This window comes from Clostridium hominis (genome assembly GCF_014287825.1).
Lineage (GTDB): Bacteria > Bacillota > Clostridia > Clostridiales > Clostridiaceae > Clostridium > Clostridium hominis.
On sequence record NZ_JACOOO010000030.1, the window covers coordinates 1 to 17927 of the forward strand.

The 17927-nt window shown below is 29.5% G+C and carries 17 protein-coding genes; 16 read left to right on the forward strand and 1 reads right to left on the reverse strand.

Going from position 1 to position 17927, the window contains the following annotated elements; translation table 11 throughout:
- Positions 1 to 125: 125 nt before the first annotated feature.
- The 5 genes from H8S20_RS12995 (at position 126) to rpsA (ending at position 5011) form a co-directional block, all read left to right on the forward strand.
- On the forward strand, positions 126 to 275 hold the full coding sequence (locus H8S20_RS12995) for a hypothetical protein (RefSeq protein WP_186860400.1): 150 nt from the start codon (positions 126 to 128) through the stop codon (positions 273 to 275).
- 53 nt (positions 276 to 328) lie between these two features.
- A complete protein-coding gene (locus tag H8S20_RS13000) occupies positions 329 to 2125 on the forward strand; it encodes a MutS-related protein (RefSeq protein WP_186860401.1) in 1797 nt (598 codons plus the stop codon).
- An 11-nt stretch (positions 2126 to 2136) separates the two neighbouring features.
- Entirely contained in the window at positions 2137 to 3036 is a 900-nt protein-coding gene (locus H8S20_RS13005; protein ID WP_032117294.1) for a 3'-5' exonuclease, read from the forward strand.
- A gap of 104 nt (positions 3037 to 3140) precedes the next feature.
- Complete coding sequence (locus H8S20_RS13010) at positions 3141 to 3560, forward strand: CBS domain-containing protein (RefSeq protein WP_186860402.1); 420 nt, start codon at positions 3141 to 3143, stop codon at positions 3558 to 3560.
- 302 nt (positions 3561 to 3862) lie between these two features.
- Complete coding sequence (gene rpsA, locus H8S20_RS13015) at positions 3863 to 5011, forward strand: 30S ribosomal protein S1 (RefSeq protein WP_186860403.1); 1149 nt, start codon at positions 3863 to 3865, stop codon at positions 5009 to 5011.
- A 36-nt stretch (positions 5012 to 5047) separates the two neighbouring features.
- Here rpsA and pyk read toward each other — a convergent pair whose 3' ends face one another.
- Positions 5048 to 6466 carry a pyruvate kinase gene (pyk, locus tag H8S20_RS13020; protein WP_032117297.1) on the reverse strand — a complete coding sequence of 473 codons (1419 nt, stop codon included), beginning with the start codon at positions 6464 to 6466 and terminating at the stop codon, positions 5048 to 5050.
- A gap of 126 nt (positions 6467 to 6592) precedes the next feature.
- Between pyk and H8S20_RS13025 the strand changes: the two genes are divergently transcribed.
- The 11 genes from H8S20_RS13025 to minE all read left to right on the forward strand — a co-directional run bounded on the left by H8S20_RS13025 (position 6593) and on the right by minE (position 17873).
- Positions 6593 to 8044, forward strand: a complete 1452-nt coding sequence (locus H8S20_RS13025; protein ID WP_032117298.1) for an aminoacyl-histidine dipeptidase — start codon at positions 6593 to 6595, stop codon at positions 8042 to 8044.
- A gap of 301 nt (positions 8045 to 8345) precedes the next feature.
- Complete coding sequence (locus tag H8S20_RS13030) at positions 8346 to 9086, forward strand: SPOR domain-containing protein (protein WP_186860404.1); 741 nt, start codon at positions 8346 to 8348, stop codon at positions 9084 to 9086.
- A 222-nt stretch (positions 9087 to 9308) separates the two neighbouring features.
- On the forward strand, positions 9309 to 9875 hold the full coding sequence (locus tag H8S20_RS13035; protein ID WP_186860432.1) for a Maf-like protein: 567 nt from the start codon (positions 9309 to 9311) through the stop codon (positions 9873 to 9875).
- A 36-nt stretch (positions 9876 to 9911) separates the two neighbouring features.
- The gene (gene radC, locus H8S20_RS13040; protein WP_186860405.1) at positions 9912 to 10601 is read left to right on the forward strand and encodes a RadC family protein; all 690 of its coding nucleotides are present in this window, start codon (positions 9912 to 9914) and stop codon (positions 10599 to 10601) included.
- A gap of 18 nt (positions 10602 to 10619) precedes the next feature.
- On the forward strand, positions 10620 to 11639 hold the full coding sequence (locus H8S20_RS13045) for a rod shape-determining protein (protein WP_032117302.1): 1020 nt from the start codon (positions 10620 to 10622) through the stop codon (positions 11637 to 11639).
- Positions 11639 to 12484: a rod shape-determining protein MreC gene (gene mreC, locus H8S20_RS13050; protein ID WP_032117303.1), complete on the forward strand. Its 846-nt coding sequence runs from the start codon at positions 11639 to 11641 to the stop codon at positions 12482 to 12484. The genes H8S20_RS13045 and mreC overlap by 1 nt, the downstream gene beginning before the upstream one ends.
- A 10-nt stretch (positions 12485 to 12494) precedes the next feature.
- Positions 12495 to 12986, forward strand: coding sequence for a rod shape-determining protein MreD (gene mreD / locus H8S20_RS13055; RefSeq protein WP_032117304.1), 492 nt, complete (start codon positions 12495 to 12497; stop codon positions 12984 to 12986).
- Entirely contained in the window at positions 12983 to 15961 is a 2979-nt protein-coding gene (locus H8S20_RS13060; RefSeq protein WP_186860406.1) for a penicillin-binding transpeptidase domain-containing protein, read from the forward strand. Before mreD ends, H8S20_RS13060 begins: the two co-directional genes overlap by 4 nt.
- Before the next feature lie 168 nt (positions 15962 to 16129).
- Positions 16130 to 16774 carry a septum site-determining protein MinC gene (gene minC / locus H8S20_RS13065; RefSeq protein WP_186860407.1) on the forward strand — a complete coding sequence of 215 codons (645 nt, stop codon included), beginning with the start codon at positions 16130 to 16132 and terminating at the stop codon, positions 16772 to 16774.
- Positions 16775 to 16790: 16 nt separating this feature from the next.
- Positions 16791 to 17588, forward strand: a complete 798-nt coding sequence (gene minD / locus H8S20_RS13070; RefSeq protein ID WP_186860408.1) for a septum site-determining protein MinD — start codon at positions 16791 to 16793, stop codon at positions 17586 to 17588.
- 15 nt (positions 17589 to 17603) lie between these two features.
- Complete coding sequence (minE, locus tag H8S20_RS13075) at positions 17604 to 17873, forward strand: cell division topological specificity factor MinE (RefSeq protein ID WP_186860409.1); 270 nt, start codon at positions 17604 to 17606, stop codon at positions 17871 to 17873.
- The last annotated feature ends 54 nt before the right edge of the window (positions 17874 to 17927 follow it).

Genomic DNA, 17927 nt, shown 5'->3' on the forward strand with positions numbered 1-17927 from the left:
TTAATTTTTACTTGTCAAAATAGAGAGCGATCATATTTGAAGGAAAAATGTATAAATCATAATTATATTTCTTTATAAAATTGGAAATAATAAAGAATAATATAGTAAAAATGGAGAAATGTTTTATGAAAAAAATATTAATAATTGTTATGGTAGCTATATTATTATTTATTACTATTATAAACTTCCAAGATGACAATAATTTTAAAGATAAGAGTAATTTATTCAGAGTAGAAAAAATAAAGTGGAGTCCACTTTATTTTTTTGTGGATTAAAAAGGAAATTTAGTCTAAAATTATAGTATAGAGAATTAAGAGAGGTAGTAAAAATGTCAAATCCATATGATTTTTATAAAAGTAAAATTGAAGAAAATAAAGAGATTTTAGATAAACTAGAAAAGACATTAGTAATATATTCATCACTTAGATTGGCTATAGTAGTAATTTGTATAGGTTCATTATATTTCTTATATAAAAGTAATAATATAATAGGAATGGTTGGATCATTCTTAGTATCATTACTTGTATTTTTAGTTATAGCATTTTTTCATAATAATAAGTTAAATGAAAAGAAAAAGTTAACTATTCTTTTAGAATATAATGAAAATGGATTAAAAAGAATAAATGGAGAATGGAAATCGTTTGAGGACTTGGGGGAAGAATATATAAACAAAGAGCACAGATTTTCTAAAGATTTAGATGTATTTGGGAAAAACTCTTTATTTCAATGGATAAATACTACCAATACTTTATTTGGTAGAAAAGCTTTAGCAGATAAGCTTAATATGAATTATAGTTTAAATAGACTTATTATAGAGAAGGAACAACAAGCTGTACAAGAGTTAAGTCAAAAGAGAGAGTTTGCAACTAAATTATTTGTAGATTCTTATGAATTGAAAAAGAACAAAAATAGTAATATTGAAGAGTTATTAAACTGGGCAAAGGAAGAAAAAGCAAGTAGATTAACTATAAAGTATATTCCTTATATATTTATAGCAAGTACTACTATTTTTATAATTCTTGCAATAACTAATAAAATGCCTGCTACGTATTTGCTATTGGTCTTTGCAATAAATTACTTAGTAGTAAAATTACTAACAAGAAATTTAAGTCATGTAATTAATATGTTCATAAGAAATAAATCTAAAGTAAATCAATATAGTAATTTGTTATCTCTTATACAAGATGAACAATTTAAAAGCTATAAGCTTAGAGAATTAAAGAGACAACTGCAAAGTAATGATTTAGATTGTAAAAAGGAAATGAAAAAGCTTAAAAATATGATAAGTTGGATGGGAGATAGTGTAAGTAATGCATATTATTTAATAATAAATGTGTTATTTCTTTCAGATATATTCATTTTAAACAATTTAGAAGAGTGGAAAGAGAAAAATGGGAAACAGCTTGAAAATTGGTTAAATATAATGGGAGAAGTAGAGGCATTAGTTAGTTTATCTAACTTGGCATTTGAAAATCCAGAATGGACTTATCCTACAATATCTGCTGAAAAAGTAATAGTAGCAAAATCAGTAGGGCACCCAATGTTAGGTAAAAAGGCAGTAGTAAATAATTTTAGTTTAAATAATGAAAAAAGAGTTGCATTAATTACAGGATCTAATATGTCAGGTAAGAGTACATTTTTAAGAACTATTGGATTTAATATGGTTTTATCATATTTAGGATTACCTACATTTAGTGAGAATTTTAAATGTGGAATTTATAATATATACACTTGTATGAGAACTGAAGATAATTTAGAGGAAAGTATATCATCTTTTTATGCAGAAATATTAAGAGTTAAATTATTAATTGATGCAGGGAAAAGAGGAGAAGATGTATTTTTCCTATTAGATGAAATATTTAAAGGGACTAACTCAAGTGATAGACATGATGGAGCTAAGATTTTGATAGATCAGTTAGTTAAAAGTGGAGCTGTTGGATTAGTTTCAACTCATGATTTAGAATTATGTGAATTAGAAGATACAAGAAAATGGTTAATTAACTTTAATTTTCAGGAGTATTATGAAGATAATAAGATAAAGTTTGACTATAAATTGAGAAATGGAATAAGTAAAACTCATAATGCAAAACACTTGATGAAGTTAGCGGGTATTGAGATAAGTTAGGGGGGGAAGGTTTGGCTTTTATCATAATCGATTTGGAATTTAATAATTTAAGCGGAATACATAAGTGTTTTCCTGACATATATAATAAAATTCCAAATTTAAAAGAATTAGATTTAGTGAACGAAATAATAGAAATTGGGGCTATAAAGGTTGATAAATATATGCAACCTATTGATAGAATGAAGGTATATATAAAACCATCAGTTATACCAGTATTAAATCCTAATATTTTAGATATCACGGGAATAAAAGAGGAAAACTTAAAAAATGGATTATCATTTATAGAAGGTATTGAAAAGTTAAAGGAAATGGTAGATGAAGGGGATATAATATGCTCTTGGGCAAAGGATGATATAGTTGAAATAATTAGAAATGCAAATCATTATAATTATAGAGATATATCATGGATTGACCAATATTTAGATTTACAAGAATACACTACAAAAATTTTAGGGTTTAAAAAATCATTAAGTCTAAGCAATGCTTTAAAGTATTTAAAAATAAAATTTGAGGGTGATAAGTTACATGATGCTTTAAACGATGCAGTTTATGAATTTAACGTATTTAAGCATTTATATAACACAAGGGCTATAAAAAAATATATAGTTAACAACATATATGAAATGCCAGCTTTAGAGGTAGATGCTTTAAGCACTCACGAAATTGATTATGATAAGGTAAAACAATTATGTCCTAGATGTAATAAAAAAATAGAGTGTGAATATCCATTTAAATTAATGGGATGGAGGTTCGTAAGCATTGGTATATGCAATAAATGTAATAATAAAATATTAAATGAATTAATAGTTAAACGTAGTCTAGATGGGAAAATAATATATCAAGAGGTTTTATCATTTATTGATGAAATAGAGTACTCTAGATATGAAAATAGATTGAAAGATAAACATTAATTAAGAATTTATTAAATATATCTAAAGAACAACAAATAGGACAAGATATGTGGTAAAATGAAGTTGTGATAAAATTTAACCTTTAAGGGGATGGAAGATTATATATGAATATTGCATTTCTTTTAACACCGAAGAATGAAGTAATATATGAATATTTAGATGTGACGATGAGACAAGTTATGGAGCGTATGGACCATCATGGATATACGGCAATACCTTTGATAGATAGAAGTGGAAAATATGTTGGAACTTTAACAGAAGGTGACTTGCTTAGAAAATTAAAGAGTACACCAGATTTAAATTTTAAAAATACAGGCACCATAAAAATAAACGAAATACCAAGAAGAAAGAAACATAAATCAGTTTCAATAAATGCAGATGTTGAAAGTATAATAAATTTAGCAACAACTCAGAATTTTGTTCCAGTAATTGATGATAATGGAATATTTATTGGAATAATTAAGCGTAGTGATATAATTAACTACTGCTATAATATTATACGTAAAGAAAAAAGCATAGTTTAAGAATAGTTAAGAGTTAAAAATTAATAGTTAAGAATTAGAGTTTAAAAAGTGCCTGTGGGCACTTTTTTTATATAAAAATTTAATTGAAGATTTATTTGCAAAGATAGGAAACATACTACCCATATACATTCATAGATGTACACTTACAGCGTAACTTCAAATTACTAAATCTAAAATTTAGATTTTCAGTTAAGCACGATTAACTAAATTGAAATTTAGAATCTCACTATAAGTAAGTATTGTATAAAATACCATATTAGCTTAAAATAATTATTATAATGTAATTTAAAGGAGTGTAGAAGATGTCAGAAGAATTAAGAGAAGATTCAATGAAGGACTTATTAAAAGACTTCGACGTTAAGAGAATTAAATCAGGGGATATATTAAAAGGTAAAGTTATAGATGTAAACGATAAAGAGGTAGCAGTTAACATAAACTATGCTTTTGATGGAGTTATTTCAAGAGAAGAATTAACTAATGACGACAAATCGCCTTTAGAAGTTGTACAAAATGGAGATTCAATTGACGTATATGTTATTTCTCCAAATGATGGTGAAGGATATGTTCAATTATCAAGAATTAGAGCTCTTCAAGTAACTGAAAAAGAAGACTTAAAAAAAGCTTTTGAAAGTGGAAATACTATAAATGTTATAGTTAAGGAAGAAGTAAAGGGTGGAGTAGTAGCTTATTACGGATCAATGAGAGTATTTATTCCAGGTTCACAGCTTTCAAGAGAAAGAGTTGACTTTAAAAACTTCATTGGAAAAGAACTTGAAGTTAAATTAATAGAACTAGATATGAGAAATAGAAAGGTTGTTGCTTCTAGAAGAGTAATCGAAGAAGAACAATATAATAATGAAAAGAAGGCTCTTTGGAGTACTATTAAAGAAGGGGAAAAAAGAGAAGGTACTGTTAAGAAGATATTAAAGTTCGGAGCTATTGTTGATATCGGTGGAATAACAGGATTAGTTCACATGAATGATTTAGCTTGGGAAAGAGTTAAAAGAGTAGAAGATGTAGTTAATGTTGGAGATAAGGTAACTGTATTTGTTGGAAATATAGATTCTGAAAATGAGAGAGTTTCCTTAATATTAAAAGACGTTAATCAAGAACCATGGAAAGTCCATGGAGATGATATAAAAGTTGGTGAAATTATAGAGGGAACTGTTGCTAAGCTAGTTAGCTTTGGTGCTTTTGTAGAAATCTATAGTGGTATTGAAGGTCTAGTTCATATTAATGAAATTACAGATGAAAATATTGCAAAATCTTCAGATGTATTAACTGTAGGTCAAAAAGTTAAAGTTAAAGTTCTTGATGTAAATAAAAATGATAGAAGAATCTCATTAAGTATAAAAGAAGCTGTTGAAAGATCTACAGAATATTTACAATATAATGATTTAGACGAAGAAGTAACTTTAGGAGATCTTTTTAAAGGACTTTTTGATAATTAACTTTTAACTGAAAAAAACTGCCGCGAGGCAGTTTTTTTATATCTTTTCTATTTTTAGCATATTAGTTCCACCTCTATGAGTTGTAGGGAATCCTGCAGCTATTAATATATCATCTCCATCATTTGCACATGAAAGTTTTTTAGCAACTTTTTTAGATTCAGAAATTATTTCATCAGTTGTTTCGAACTGTTTACATAATAGGGGAATTATTCCGAAGGTTAAGCTTAACTTTCTTAATACATACTCATTAGGGGTTATAGCTATTATAGGGCATTTAGGTCTATATTTTGATATAAGTCTAGCAGTTGAACCTGATGTTGTAGCAGCAACTATAGCTTTAGCATTTAATACGTTGGAAGTTCTGCAAGCAGAATAGCTTATTGCTTCAGCAAAATCTCCCATAGCTGGCTCTCTTAATCTTTGATTTAAATATACATAATCTATATGCTTTTCAGTTTCTTGTGCTATAGTAGCCATTGTTGTGGCTGCCTCTATTGGAAATGCACCACTAGCACTTTCACCACTAAGCATTATTGCATCTGTTCCATCAAAAATAGCATTGCATATATCACAAGCTTCAGCTCTAGTTGGAAGAGAGTTTCTAATCATAGAGTCGAGCATTTGTGTTGCTGTGATTACTACTTTTCCAGCTTCATTACATTTTTTTATAATATTTTTTTGAATTATAGGAACTCTTTCAATAGGAATTTCAACTCCCATATCTCCTCTAGCCACCATAATTCCATCAGCTTCTTTTAAAATTTCATCAATGTTATTTACACCTTCTTGGCTTTCTATCTTACCTATAATTTGAATATGCTCCCCACCATGTGCATTTAATATATTACGAACTTCAACTATATCAGAAGCTTTTCTTACGAAAGAAGCAGCAACAAAATCCACTTCCATCTCACAACCGAAAATAAGATCTTCTTTATCTTTATCAGTTATAGAAGGGAGCTTAATATCTATATTTGGAACATTAACACCTTTATGGTTTTTTATAGTTCCACCAACTAGAACTGTACAAATAATATGTGTACCTTTAACATCATCAACTCTAAATTTTAATAGGCCATCATCTACTAATATGCTTCCACCAATAGATACATCTTTATATAAATCACCATAAGAAATAGAGCATCTTTCATTATCGCCTAATATTTCATCATTACAAATAAACGTAAATGATTGTCCATCAACCAATAAAGCTTCATCGTTTATAAAATTATGAGTTCTAATTTTTGGGCCTTTGATATCTAACATAATTGAAGTTGGAGAATTTAGTTCTTTTCTGATTTTTTTTATTAAATCAATCTTTTGTTTGTGTGTTTCATGAGTTCCGTGTGAAAAATTAAGTCTAGCTACACTCATTCCGATTTGAATAAACTTTCTTAGAATTTCCTCGTTGTCACTAGCAGGTCCGATTGTAAAAATCATCTTAGTCTTTTGCATAAAAACACCTCACATTTAGTAAAATAAGAAAATGAAGTATAAATAATTTAAGTATTATATATAGTGTGATATACTTTTCCTTATATAATAATTCTAACATAGTTTAACAGAAAAGGAGTAATAATTATGAAAGTTTTACAAAATTTAGAACCTAAATTAGTTTTTGATTTCTTTGAAAAAATATCTGATATACCAAGAGGATCAGGAAACGAGAAAGCTATAAGTGATTATTTATTAAAATTCGGGAAAGAGCTTGGACTTGAAACAATTCAAGATGAAGCATTAAATATAATAATAAAGAAGCCAGCATCAAAAGGATATGAAAATGCACCTACAGTAATTATTCAAGGGCATATGGATATGGTTTGTGAAAAGAATAATGGAACAGATCATGACTTTGAAAAAGATCCATTAAAGTTAAGAATAGTTGATGATTATATATATGCTACTGATACAACATTAGGGGCAGATAATGGAATAGCTGTTGCTTATGGAATGGCATTGCTTGCTGACAATAATATACCACACCCAGCATTAGAAATTTTAATAACTACTGATGAAGAGACTGGTATGTCAGGAGCTATGGCAATTTGTAAAGATAATCTTGATGGAAAATTATTGATAAATCTTGATAATGAAGAAGAAGGTGAATTGTTAGTAAGCTGTGCTGGTGGAGTGAGAACTAATTCAGCAGTTAAAATAGAGTGGCAAGATAAAACTAATAAAAATGATGTGGCAATTAACATAAGTGGACTTAAGGGTGGCCATTCTGGAATGGATATAATTAAAGAAAGAGGAAATTCTAATAAAATTTTAGGTAGAATATTAAAAGCATTAAGTGAAGAAGTAGAATTTAACATAGTTAAGATAAATGGTGGATCTAAGAATAATGCTATTCCAAGAGAAGCAGAAGCCATAATTTCAGTAGATGCTTCTAATGTAAATAAAGTAACTACAATTGTTAATGACCTTACTGCAGTATTCACTAATGAACTTAAATCACAAGACCCAGAATTAAAGATATCAGTTAATAACTCTACGGTAAATGAAACAAAAGAATTTAATAAGGCAACAACAGAAAAGGTTATTAACTTACTATACTTGTATCCTAATGGAGTAAATACAAGAAGTACAGAAATTGATGGATTAGTTGAAAGTTCAACTAATTTAGGGGTATTAAGTACTGGCGAAGATTATGTAGAATTTGACTCAGCGGTAAGAAGTTCAGTTCCGTCATTAAAGAAAGAAATAGAATTAAGAATAAAGACAATAACAGAGATACTTGGAGCAGAGTTTAGTAGTAAATCTGATTATCCAGGTTGGGAATATGATCCTAATTCAAAGATGAGAGAAATATGCCAAAAGGTATATAAAGATATGACAGGGAAAGAAGCAAAAATAGTTGCTATACATGCTGGAGTTGAATGTGGTTTATTTAATGAAAAGCTTGGGAACTTAGATATGATAAGCTTTGGTCCAAATCTTTATGATGTTCATACACCGCAAGAGCATATGAGTATAACTTCTGTAAAAAATACTTGGGATTACTTATTAAAGGTATTAGCAGAAATAAAATAGTTTATTAAGCAATAGATGAAAGATTCGATAACACTAGGATGAAAATCAGTTTTGGTGATGTGGAAAAGTTGATAGTACAAAGGGAAAAGTCAGATTTTCTTGGATGAATAATTTAAATATTTAAAATAAAAAGCTACCTAAAGATGATCTAAATTTAAAGAATCTTTAGGTGCTTTTTTATTTTTAATAGTAAAATTTATTACATAATGTATATTAACTCAAATAAAAGAATATATATTAATATAACTAACTTAAGCAAACAATATAACTAGTCTTAGTAAGGAGGGTTAAAGGGAGGAAAATGAAGTATACGAAATATAATTATAAAAGAAGAAAAAACAATGCTGTTTTTAAGTTTTTAGCATCATTATTAGTTGGAATAGTTGCAGCAGGTATGATTGGCTTAGGCGTAGGATTGCTTATATGGAAGGTGTTGCCGCTTAATGACTCGGCACAGGTTGGTACTGAAATAACCGATGGAACCCAAGGAGTTGCAGAAGAAAATGGACAAGATCAACAGGGAGAAGCTCCAGTTTCAGAAGGTGAACAAACTAGTGAATATTACTTTCTTCAATGTGGATATTTTTCTAAAAAAGATAATGCCGAACAAACTTATGCCAAAATATCGTCAAATGGAAGAACATTTATAGCAGAAGAAGCTGATAAATTTAGAGTTCTTACTGGTATCTACACTAGTGAAAATGTTGATTCTGTAATGCAAGATTTAGGAACAAAAGGTGTAGAAAGTGTAAAAATTACTTTTACATTGAATGAAAATGATCCAGTAGAAGCACAAGTATCAGCAATTTGTGATGGATATTTAAAAATATTAACTACTACATTTGATGATGGAGTAGATCATGTTAATACTTCAGAGTTTAAAGAATGGATGAATACTTTGGACGATATATCTTCAGGAGAAAACATTGAAGTTTTACAAAATTTTAAAACTTATATTAAAGAGTTACCAGAAGAATTAACAAAGGAAAAAGTACCATCAGAAATGGATTATTTATATGATATATTATCAAGTTTTAAGTAAATGAATTGTATGAGGAAAAATTCTTAAAAATTTATAAAAATTTGCATAAAACGAGGAAAATGCTTGTTAGAACTCCTATTAAGTGATAAACTATATTAGAAAAATAGGGTTGTATATAGCATTTTTCTCTTTTTATTTTAAAAAATAGAAATTTTTTAAATAATGAGTAAGACAAGCCTAAATTTGGGAAGAATAAAAATAAACTCTGTAGGATGTGATAATATGCATTATATCTTAGCATCAGCCTCACCAAGAAGACAAGAATTACTTACAAAAATTGTAGAAAATTTCGAAGTTGTAGTAAGTGATTTTGATGAAGATAGCATAAATTTTAATGGTGATGTTGAAGAATATGTTAAAACTTTAGCTAAAGGCAAGGCACAAAATGTAGCTTCAAAGGCTAATAAGGATTCAATTATAATTGCAGCAGATACTATTGTTGTGATAGATGGGAAAATTTTAGGAAAGCCCCAAAATGAAAATGATGCTTATAATATGCTAAAACTACTTAGTAATAAAGTTCATAGAGTTTATTCAGGGATAGCTGTAATAAATACTGCTAATGACGTTATGAAAAATGAGACTATATTCACAGAAGTAAAATTCAGTGAGTTAACTCATGAAGAAATAGTTAATTACATAAATTCAAAAGAGCCTTTAGATAAGGCTGGAGCTTATGGAATACAAGGATTAGGAGCTCTTTTTGTTGAGAAGATTAATGGGTGTTATTACAATGTAGTAGGCTTACCATTAAATCTGCTTAATAAAATAATGAAGGAAATTATATAATAGGGGGACGGGTATTATTCATTAAAGGAGAATATTATGCAAAATAATATCAAAATAAATGATATACCTAAAAATGAAAGGCCCATGGAGAGACTTTTAAAATACGGTGCAGATGATTTAACGAATGCTGAATTATTAGCTGTATTATTAAGAAGTGGAACTAGAGGCGAAAATATAATTTCCCTTAGTACGCGGTTATTATCTGACGTTGGGGGCTTAGATGGTCTATTACATATTAACCTAGAAGAAATAAAAAAATTAAAAGGTATAAAAGATGTAAAAGCTTGTCAAATAGTAGCTATGATGGAATTGTTTAAAAGGTTTAGAACTTTAAGATCCCAAAGTAATGATTTTAAGGTATCTTGTCCTAAAGATGTTTCTGAGCTATTAATAAATGAGATGAACAACTTGAATCAAGAAGTATTAAAATTGATACTTCTAAATACAAAAAATACTGTCATTGGAGTTAAAGATATATTTAAAGGAAGTTTAAATACATCAATAGTACATCCAAGAGAGATATTTAGAGAAGCAGTTCAAAGAGGAAGTGCTAATATTATTATTTGTCATAATCATCCTTCGGGAGATTCAACGCCAAGTAAGGAAGACATAAATATTACGTTAAGAATAAAACAGTGTGGTGATTTAATGGGAATTAAACTGTTAGATCACATTATTATTGGAAATAATAATTATATAAGCTTAAAAGAAAAAGGAATTATATAGATTGAAAGGGGAATTCACATGGGATTTTTCACTAGTAATAAAGACATGGGTATAGACTTAGGAACAGCTAATACATTAGTTTTCGTAAAAGGAAAAGGTGTGGTATTAAGCGAACCTTCAGTTGTTGCAATAAATAGCGATACAAAAAGACCTTTAGCAGTTGGTGCTGAAGCAAAGTTAATGATAGGTAGAACACCAGGGAATATAGTTGCAATTAGACCATTAAAAGATGGTGTTATAGCAGATTTCGAAGTTGCTCAAACAATGCTTAAGAAACTTATAGAAAAAGTTTCAAGCAAAAGTGCTTTCACAAGCCCAAGAATAATAGTATGTTACCCATCAGGTGTAACAGAAGTTGAAAGAAGAGCTATTGAAGAAGCAGCTAAATTTGCTGGAGCGAGAGATGTTGTTCTTATGGAAGAACCAATGGCAGCAGCTATAGGAGCAGGCCTTCCGGTTGGAGAACCTACAGGAAGTATGATAGTTGATATCGGTGGAGGTACTACTGAAGTTGCTATTATATCTTTAGGTGGTATTGTTGTAAGTAAATCTTTAAGAGTTGCTGGAGATGAGTTAGATCAATCTATAATAGCTTACGTTAAAAAAGAATTTAACTTAATGATTGGTGAAAGAACAGCAGAACAAATAAAAATGGAATTAGGTTCAGCATATAAGATTGAAGAAGAAGAAGCTACAATGGATATTAAAGGTAGAGATATGATAACAGGTTTACCTAAGATTGTTACTATTTCTGAAGATCAAGTAAGAGATGCATTAAGAGAACCTGTATACTCAATAATTGAGTCTATAAAAACTACATTAGAAAAAACACCACCTGAATTAGCAGCGGATATAATGGAAAAAGGAATAATGCTAGCTGGTGGAGGAGCTCTTTTAAAAGGGTTAGACCAATTAATAAACCACGAAACAAACATGCCTGTACACATTGCTGAATCACCACTTGATTGTGTTGTTTTAGGAGCAGGAAAAGCACTAGATAACTTCGATGAATTAAGCAAAACTCAAAGAGGTCAATAATGAAACCTTTTAAAAACAAACTGGCAGTAACTATTATAGTACTGTCAGTTGCATTTTTAGGCATAATTATTTTTTCAGTTAAAAATGGATCTAATAGCGTATCTAGTGGCATAGGGTCGGTGGTTAGCCCTTTACAAAAAATTGTTTATAAAGTAAATGATAAAATAAAAAGCTCTGTAGATTTTTTTGCGAATTTTTCAAAAGTTAAGCAAGAAAATGAAGAGCTTAAGGTGAAAAATTCAGAATTAGAAAATCAAATAGTAGAATATAGTGCATTAAAAGATGAAAATGAAAGATTAAGAGAAGTATTAAAATTAAAAGATAGTAAGAATAATTATGATTATGTTGGAGTTAACATAATTGGATACAGTGGGGGAACTGTATCACGAGGGTACATAGTTGATAAGGGAACTAATGATGGTATTGAAAAGGATATGATAATAATAAATTATCAAGGTCTTGTAGGCAAGGTAACCCAAGCAGAGAGCAATTATTCTGTGGTTGAAACTATATTAAATGAAAATATGGCTGTTTCTGTAATGGTTGATAGCACTAGGGAAACTACAGGAATTTTAAGAGGATATAAAGAAAATAAAAATGAAGATATTGTTAAGGTTTATAACTTACCTATAGATTCAGAAATAAAAGAAGGTGATGTTATATTAACATCAGGCTTAGGAATGATATATCCAAAAGAAATAAGAATTGGGGAAGTTGTTTCTGTAGAGACAGACAGTGTAATGGTTATGAAAAATGCTATGGTTAAACCATATGTTGATTTTAATAAATTAGAGGAATTATTCGTAGTAGTTCCAAAGGATAAAATAAATGTTAAGTATGATTAAGAGGTAGCTTATGAAGAGAATAATTATAATAGCTATATCACTGTTTTTGTTAATATTAGAAAATACTATACTTCCAAGTTACAGTATAATGCAAGGATATCCTAGTATATTATTTGTATTCGCTATAGCTTTTTCTATAGTAAATGGAAAAGAAGATGCTATGTTTATTGGAATTGTTAGTGGCCTACTACAAGATTTGTTTTTTATTAATGGGTTTGGAATAAATCTATTGGTTAATTTTCTTTTATGTCTTTTAGCGGCTAAGATTGGTGAAGGGATATTTAAAAACAATAGAATAATTCCTGTTATATCATGTCTTATTTTATCAATGCTGAAAATAGTAATGATAGCTATATTATTTATACCTTTTGGGAAAAAGATAAATCTTAATATGGCAGTAATGAGTGCGCTATTAAATACTATAGTAATGGTTATTGGGTATAAATTTGTTTTAACTACTTCTAAAAAGTATTGGAAGAAAGATGAGTGGAGGTTTAGATGATAGTAAATAAACCGAATAAGAAAAAAAAGGGGTCGCCATATACCGTATTTTATGTAATTATGGCTATTATTTTTAGTGTTATAATTGGTAAACTACTATACCTTCAAGTATATAAACATCAGGATTATAAAGAAAAAGCTGATACGGGATCTACTAGATTTATTTCAGAAAAGGCACCAAGAGGTATTATTTATGATGATGATGGTAATGTACTAGCTACAAACAAGCAAAACTATGTATTAACATATATGCAAACTGATGAAGCTGATAAGGCATTTTATTCTTCTATGAATAAAATATTTAATATATTAAAAGAGAATAATGAAAAGTTTTTAGATGATTTATTATTAAAGATAAACTCTAGTGGAAAGTTTTATTATAATTTTAAAACTTCAGATACTGAAGCTCAAAAGTTAGTTGAGTTAAGATTTAAGAAAGATAGAGGTCTTAATGATTTAGTACAAAATACATTATATAAAGATCATAATGGAGATTTTACTGATGATGAGTTAAATGCCATTAATGATGCTCTTTTAAGTATTTCAATAGAGGATACATTTTATTATTTAGTAGATACTTATAATTTATATGAGATGCTTCTACCAGAAGGATATACAAGTGAAGAAAAGAAAGCCTTAGCTAAAAGTTTTGTAGATCCTACAATAGATCAGAATTCAAAGAATAGGGATTATGTAAAAGAGTCTGTTGATTACGGAAAGAGAGTAACAGATGAATTATTAAAGAAATATTCTTTAGAAGAGATAAGAAATTATATGGTTATTAGAGATGCTATAAAAATGAAAAGTTATGAAGGCTATAAAGCTGTTACTATAGCTAATAATATAAAACGTGATACTGCATTTATAATATATCAAAAGCTTAGCGATTTACCAGGAGTAGATGTTAGCTTAGAACCTGTAAGATATTATCCGTTCGGAAACTTAGCTTCACATATATTAGGATATGTATCATCTATCACTGGGCCTGAAGAAACGGTATATGAACTTATGGGATATGATGCATCTACAGATTTAGTTGGAGCTTCTGGAATTGAGTCAGCCTTTGAAGATCAGTTAAAAGGGAACAAAGGTGGGACAACAGTAAAAGTAAATTCTCAAGGAAGAAATACAGAAACTCTTTTTGAACTTGAATCTTATCCAGGAAATAATGTTCATTTAACAATAGATAAAGATGTACAATATGCGGCACAAGAAGCCTTAAAAGATACGTTAGAAAAAATAAGATTAGAACAGCCAAGTGCTACAAGAGGAGCGGTAATAGCTATTGAGGTGAAAACAGGAAGAGTTTTAGCCATGGCTAGTTATCCAGATTATGATCCAAATGATTTTGCAATACCTGGAGAACTTAGCGATGAAAAATATGAGCAATACTTCAGTCCAGATTTAACTAAGTTTGGAACGGAGCATATTCAAAAAACTCATGCTACAAAGTCTTTAGATGAATTATTTCCTTTAAATGAAGAAGGAGTAAGGGAAGATTTTTATGATATATACCCTAGAGCTATGTTTAACTATGCTACTTTAGGTAAAATACCTCCAGGATCTGTATTTAAACCATTAACCTCTATAGCAGGATTAATGGAGGGGGTAATTTCAACGACGGAGTATATGAATGATACTTCAGGATGGTGGGAAAGAGACGGATTTGGAGCTGAAAATTTTGGGCATGTTGCTAATGGGCCTACAGACCTAAGATTGGCTTTACAAAAATCTTCAAACTACTTCTATTATGAAACAGGATATAGACTATGGGATCAAAATGGAAGAGATGTTGAAGCTTTAGATTCTTTAGCAAAATATGTTTGGAGATTTGGATTAGGTGTTGACCCAAATTCACCACAAGCAGCTAATCCTACAACAGGGATAGAAATAGAGGAAGGCTTTGGGCAAACATATAATTTTACTTCTTGGAAAAATAAAATAATTGAAACGCCTATGTATTCATTAGTTGAAGCGTTACAGAAGGGAGTTTCAACTTCAGGGAATTTTATATTTATTCCATTAGACATATCTAAGAGCGAAGAAGACTCAGAAGAACTTAAAAATGCTAAAGAAGCAATTAAGAATAAGATAAAAGAGATATTAGAAAAAGTGGGAACAGATGAACAAATGAATGATTATACTGAGGTTGCCAACTTAATGCTTCCTGAGGTAAAAACATTTATGAAGGAATCTGTCAAGTATAAACAAGCAGTGGCAGATTATGAGTCTAAAACAGGTAAAAAAGCTGATTTAGATGATCAAGCTGACTCTGTAGCAAATGCTATAGCAGAATATATTATAAGTGAACAAACTACTCAAATAACCTCTTTTGCACAAATAGTAATGGATGCTATAGGGCAAGGAATGAACAATCTTACTCCGTTACAAATTGCTAACTATGTAGCCACTCTAGCTAATGGAGGAGAAAGACATAAAGTTATGTTAGTTGATAAGATAACTTCGCCAACAGGAGAAGTTATCCAAGAATTTAATCCAGAGGTTGTAGATAATTTAGAAATACCAAGTGAATATTTACAAGCTGTTAAAGAAGGTATGCGAAGAGTTAATACTAGTAGTGAAAATGGTATGGCGTATCAATCTTTTGGGGAAGGAAAATTCCCTATAGCAGTTTGTGGTAAGACTGGGACAGCTGACTTTGCTACTGATGAAATATACATTGAGCAAGGGAGAAAGGCGTATGGTAACTACATAAGTTTTGCACCAATGGATGATCCAGAAATAGCTATCTTTAGTACATTATATGATGGAAATAAAGGTAGTGATGGAGCACCAATTCATAAAGCTATTTATGAGGCATTTTTTAAGGAGGAATTATTAAAGTTAGATCCTTCTTATGCTTCCAAATCAAGCAGTTTTGTTAAGTATGTTCAAAACGCACCAAAAGATAATAATACTACAAATGGTATGGAAACAACTACAAATGAAAGTGACAATACTAATATAACAGAATAAATTTAATATGAATCACTTATTTTGTATAATTTTACTGCAAAATAAGTGATTTTTTATGAAAAAAGTAAAAAATAGTTAATAGCATTATATTATTAATTGTAGATATATGCTATAATTTAAGAGATAATTTGTTTGAAAAGTTTGTATCAAATTGGTGGAGGGTAACCAATGAAAGATAGCAGAATACAAGTTCGAGGAAATAAAGACGGGATAAATGCAATAATAGATATTGAGAAGTTTGCTACTTTTGATGAAGTTATTGAAGCTTTAGTTAATACTCTATCTATTGGGAAGGGGTTTTATAGAAATTCTATATTAAAGCTTACAGCTAATTTTAAAAATGTTACAGAGTCAGAGATAGCTAAGCTGAAAGATGAGCTTTTTGATAAAATACATATAAGAGATTGCATTTTTGAAGACATAAATATAAAAAAAGGGGAAGATAATAAAGTTTTTAATGGAATTTATGAAGGGAAAACAAAATTTATAAAGAAAACTGTAAGAGGTGGACAATTAATTAATTACCCAGGAAATATTGTGATAATAGGTGACATAAATAGCGGAGCCGAAGTTATTGCAGGTGGGAATATTATAGTTTTAGGTAGTATAAAAGGACAAGTTAAGGCTGGATTTGGCGGAAATGATAAGTCGATTATTGCAGCTTTTTCATTAGAACCAGAGGTACTACAAATTACAGATATATTGACCATAGCACCAGATGATGGTGTTAAGCCTTCTTATCCAGAAGTAGCAAAAATTAAAGATGGGGCCATAGTGGTGGAGCCATATTTACTAAATAAATATATATATTAAATGTGGAGGGATAAAAATGGGAGTTTCTATAGTTATTACATCAGGTAAAGGTGGAGTAGGAAAGACTACAACTACAGCAAACTTAGGAACAGCGCTAGCAGCCTTAGGAAAAAGGGTTGTTGTTGTTGATGGAGATACTGGACTTAGAAATCTTGATGTTCTTATGGGACTAGAAAATAGAATTGTTTATACAATAATGGATGTTATTGAAAATAGATGTAGATTAAAGCAAGCTTTAATCAAAGATAAAAGGTATCCTAATCTTTGTCTTTTACCTACGGCACAAACTAAGGACAAAGATGATGTAAGTACTCATGATATGCTTAATATAGTAAATGCTTTAAAAGAAGAATTTGATTATGTTATAATAGATTCTCCAGCAGGGATAGAGCAAGGATTTGAAAATTCTGTTGTTGGAGCTGAAAAGGCAATAGTTGTAGTTAATCCGGAAATTACCTCAGTTAGAGATGCAGATAGGGTTATAGGAAAGCTTGATGCTAAAGGTCTAGAAGATCATGCAGTAATAGTAAATAGATTAAATTATGAGATGACTAAAAAGGGTGATATGCTTGATGTTTCAGATATAATAGAGACATTATCAGTTAAGCTTTTAGGGGTTGTACCTGATGATAAAGGAATTACAGTATCAACTAATAAAGGAGAACCGATAGTTTTAGATCAAGAATCAAAATCAGGACAAGCGTTTAAAAATATTGCTAGAAGAATTATGGGTGAAGAAGTACCATTATTAGACTTAAGTGACGAGCCAAGTGGGTTCTTCTCAGCTTTCAAGAAGTTATTTAAGAGAAGCTAGGAGGAGTGAGAGTTTATGAATTTTTTGAAGGTGTTTTCGAACAAGGTTACTCCTAAAGAGGTTGCAAAAGATAGATTAAGATTAATACTTATACATGATAGAGGGTCATTGGCTCCAGAAATGTTAGATAAGATAAGAGAAGAGATATTAGAAGTAATTTCAAAATATATTGAGATAGATGGCGAAGATGTTGATATATCTTTTAATAGGGCTGAGGATGAAGAAGGAAATAGTGGACCAGCACTTGTAGCTAATATACCAATAAAGAATTTAAAAAGTAGATAAATATTTTATAAAGGATGACAAATGACGATATGTAATTATTGGCTATTTGTCACT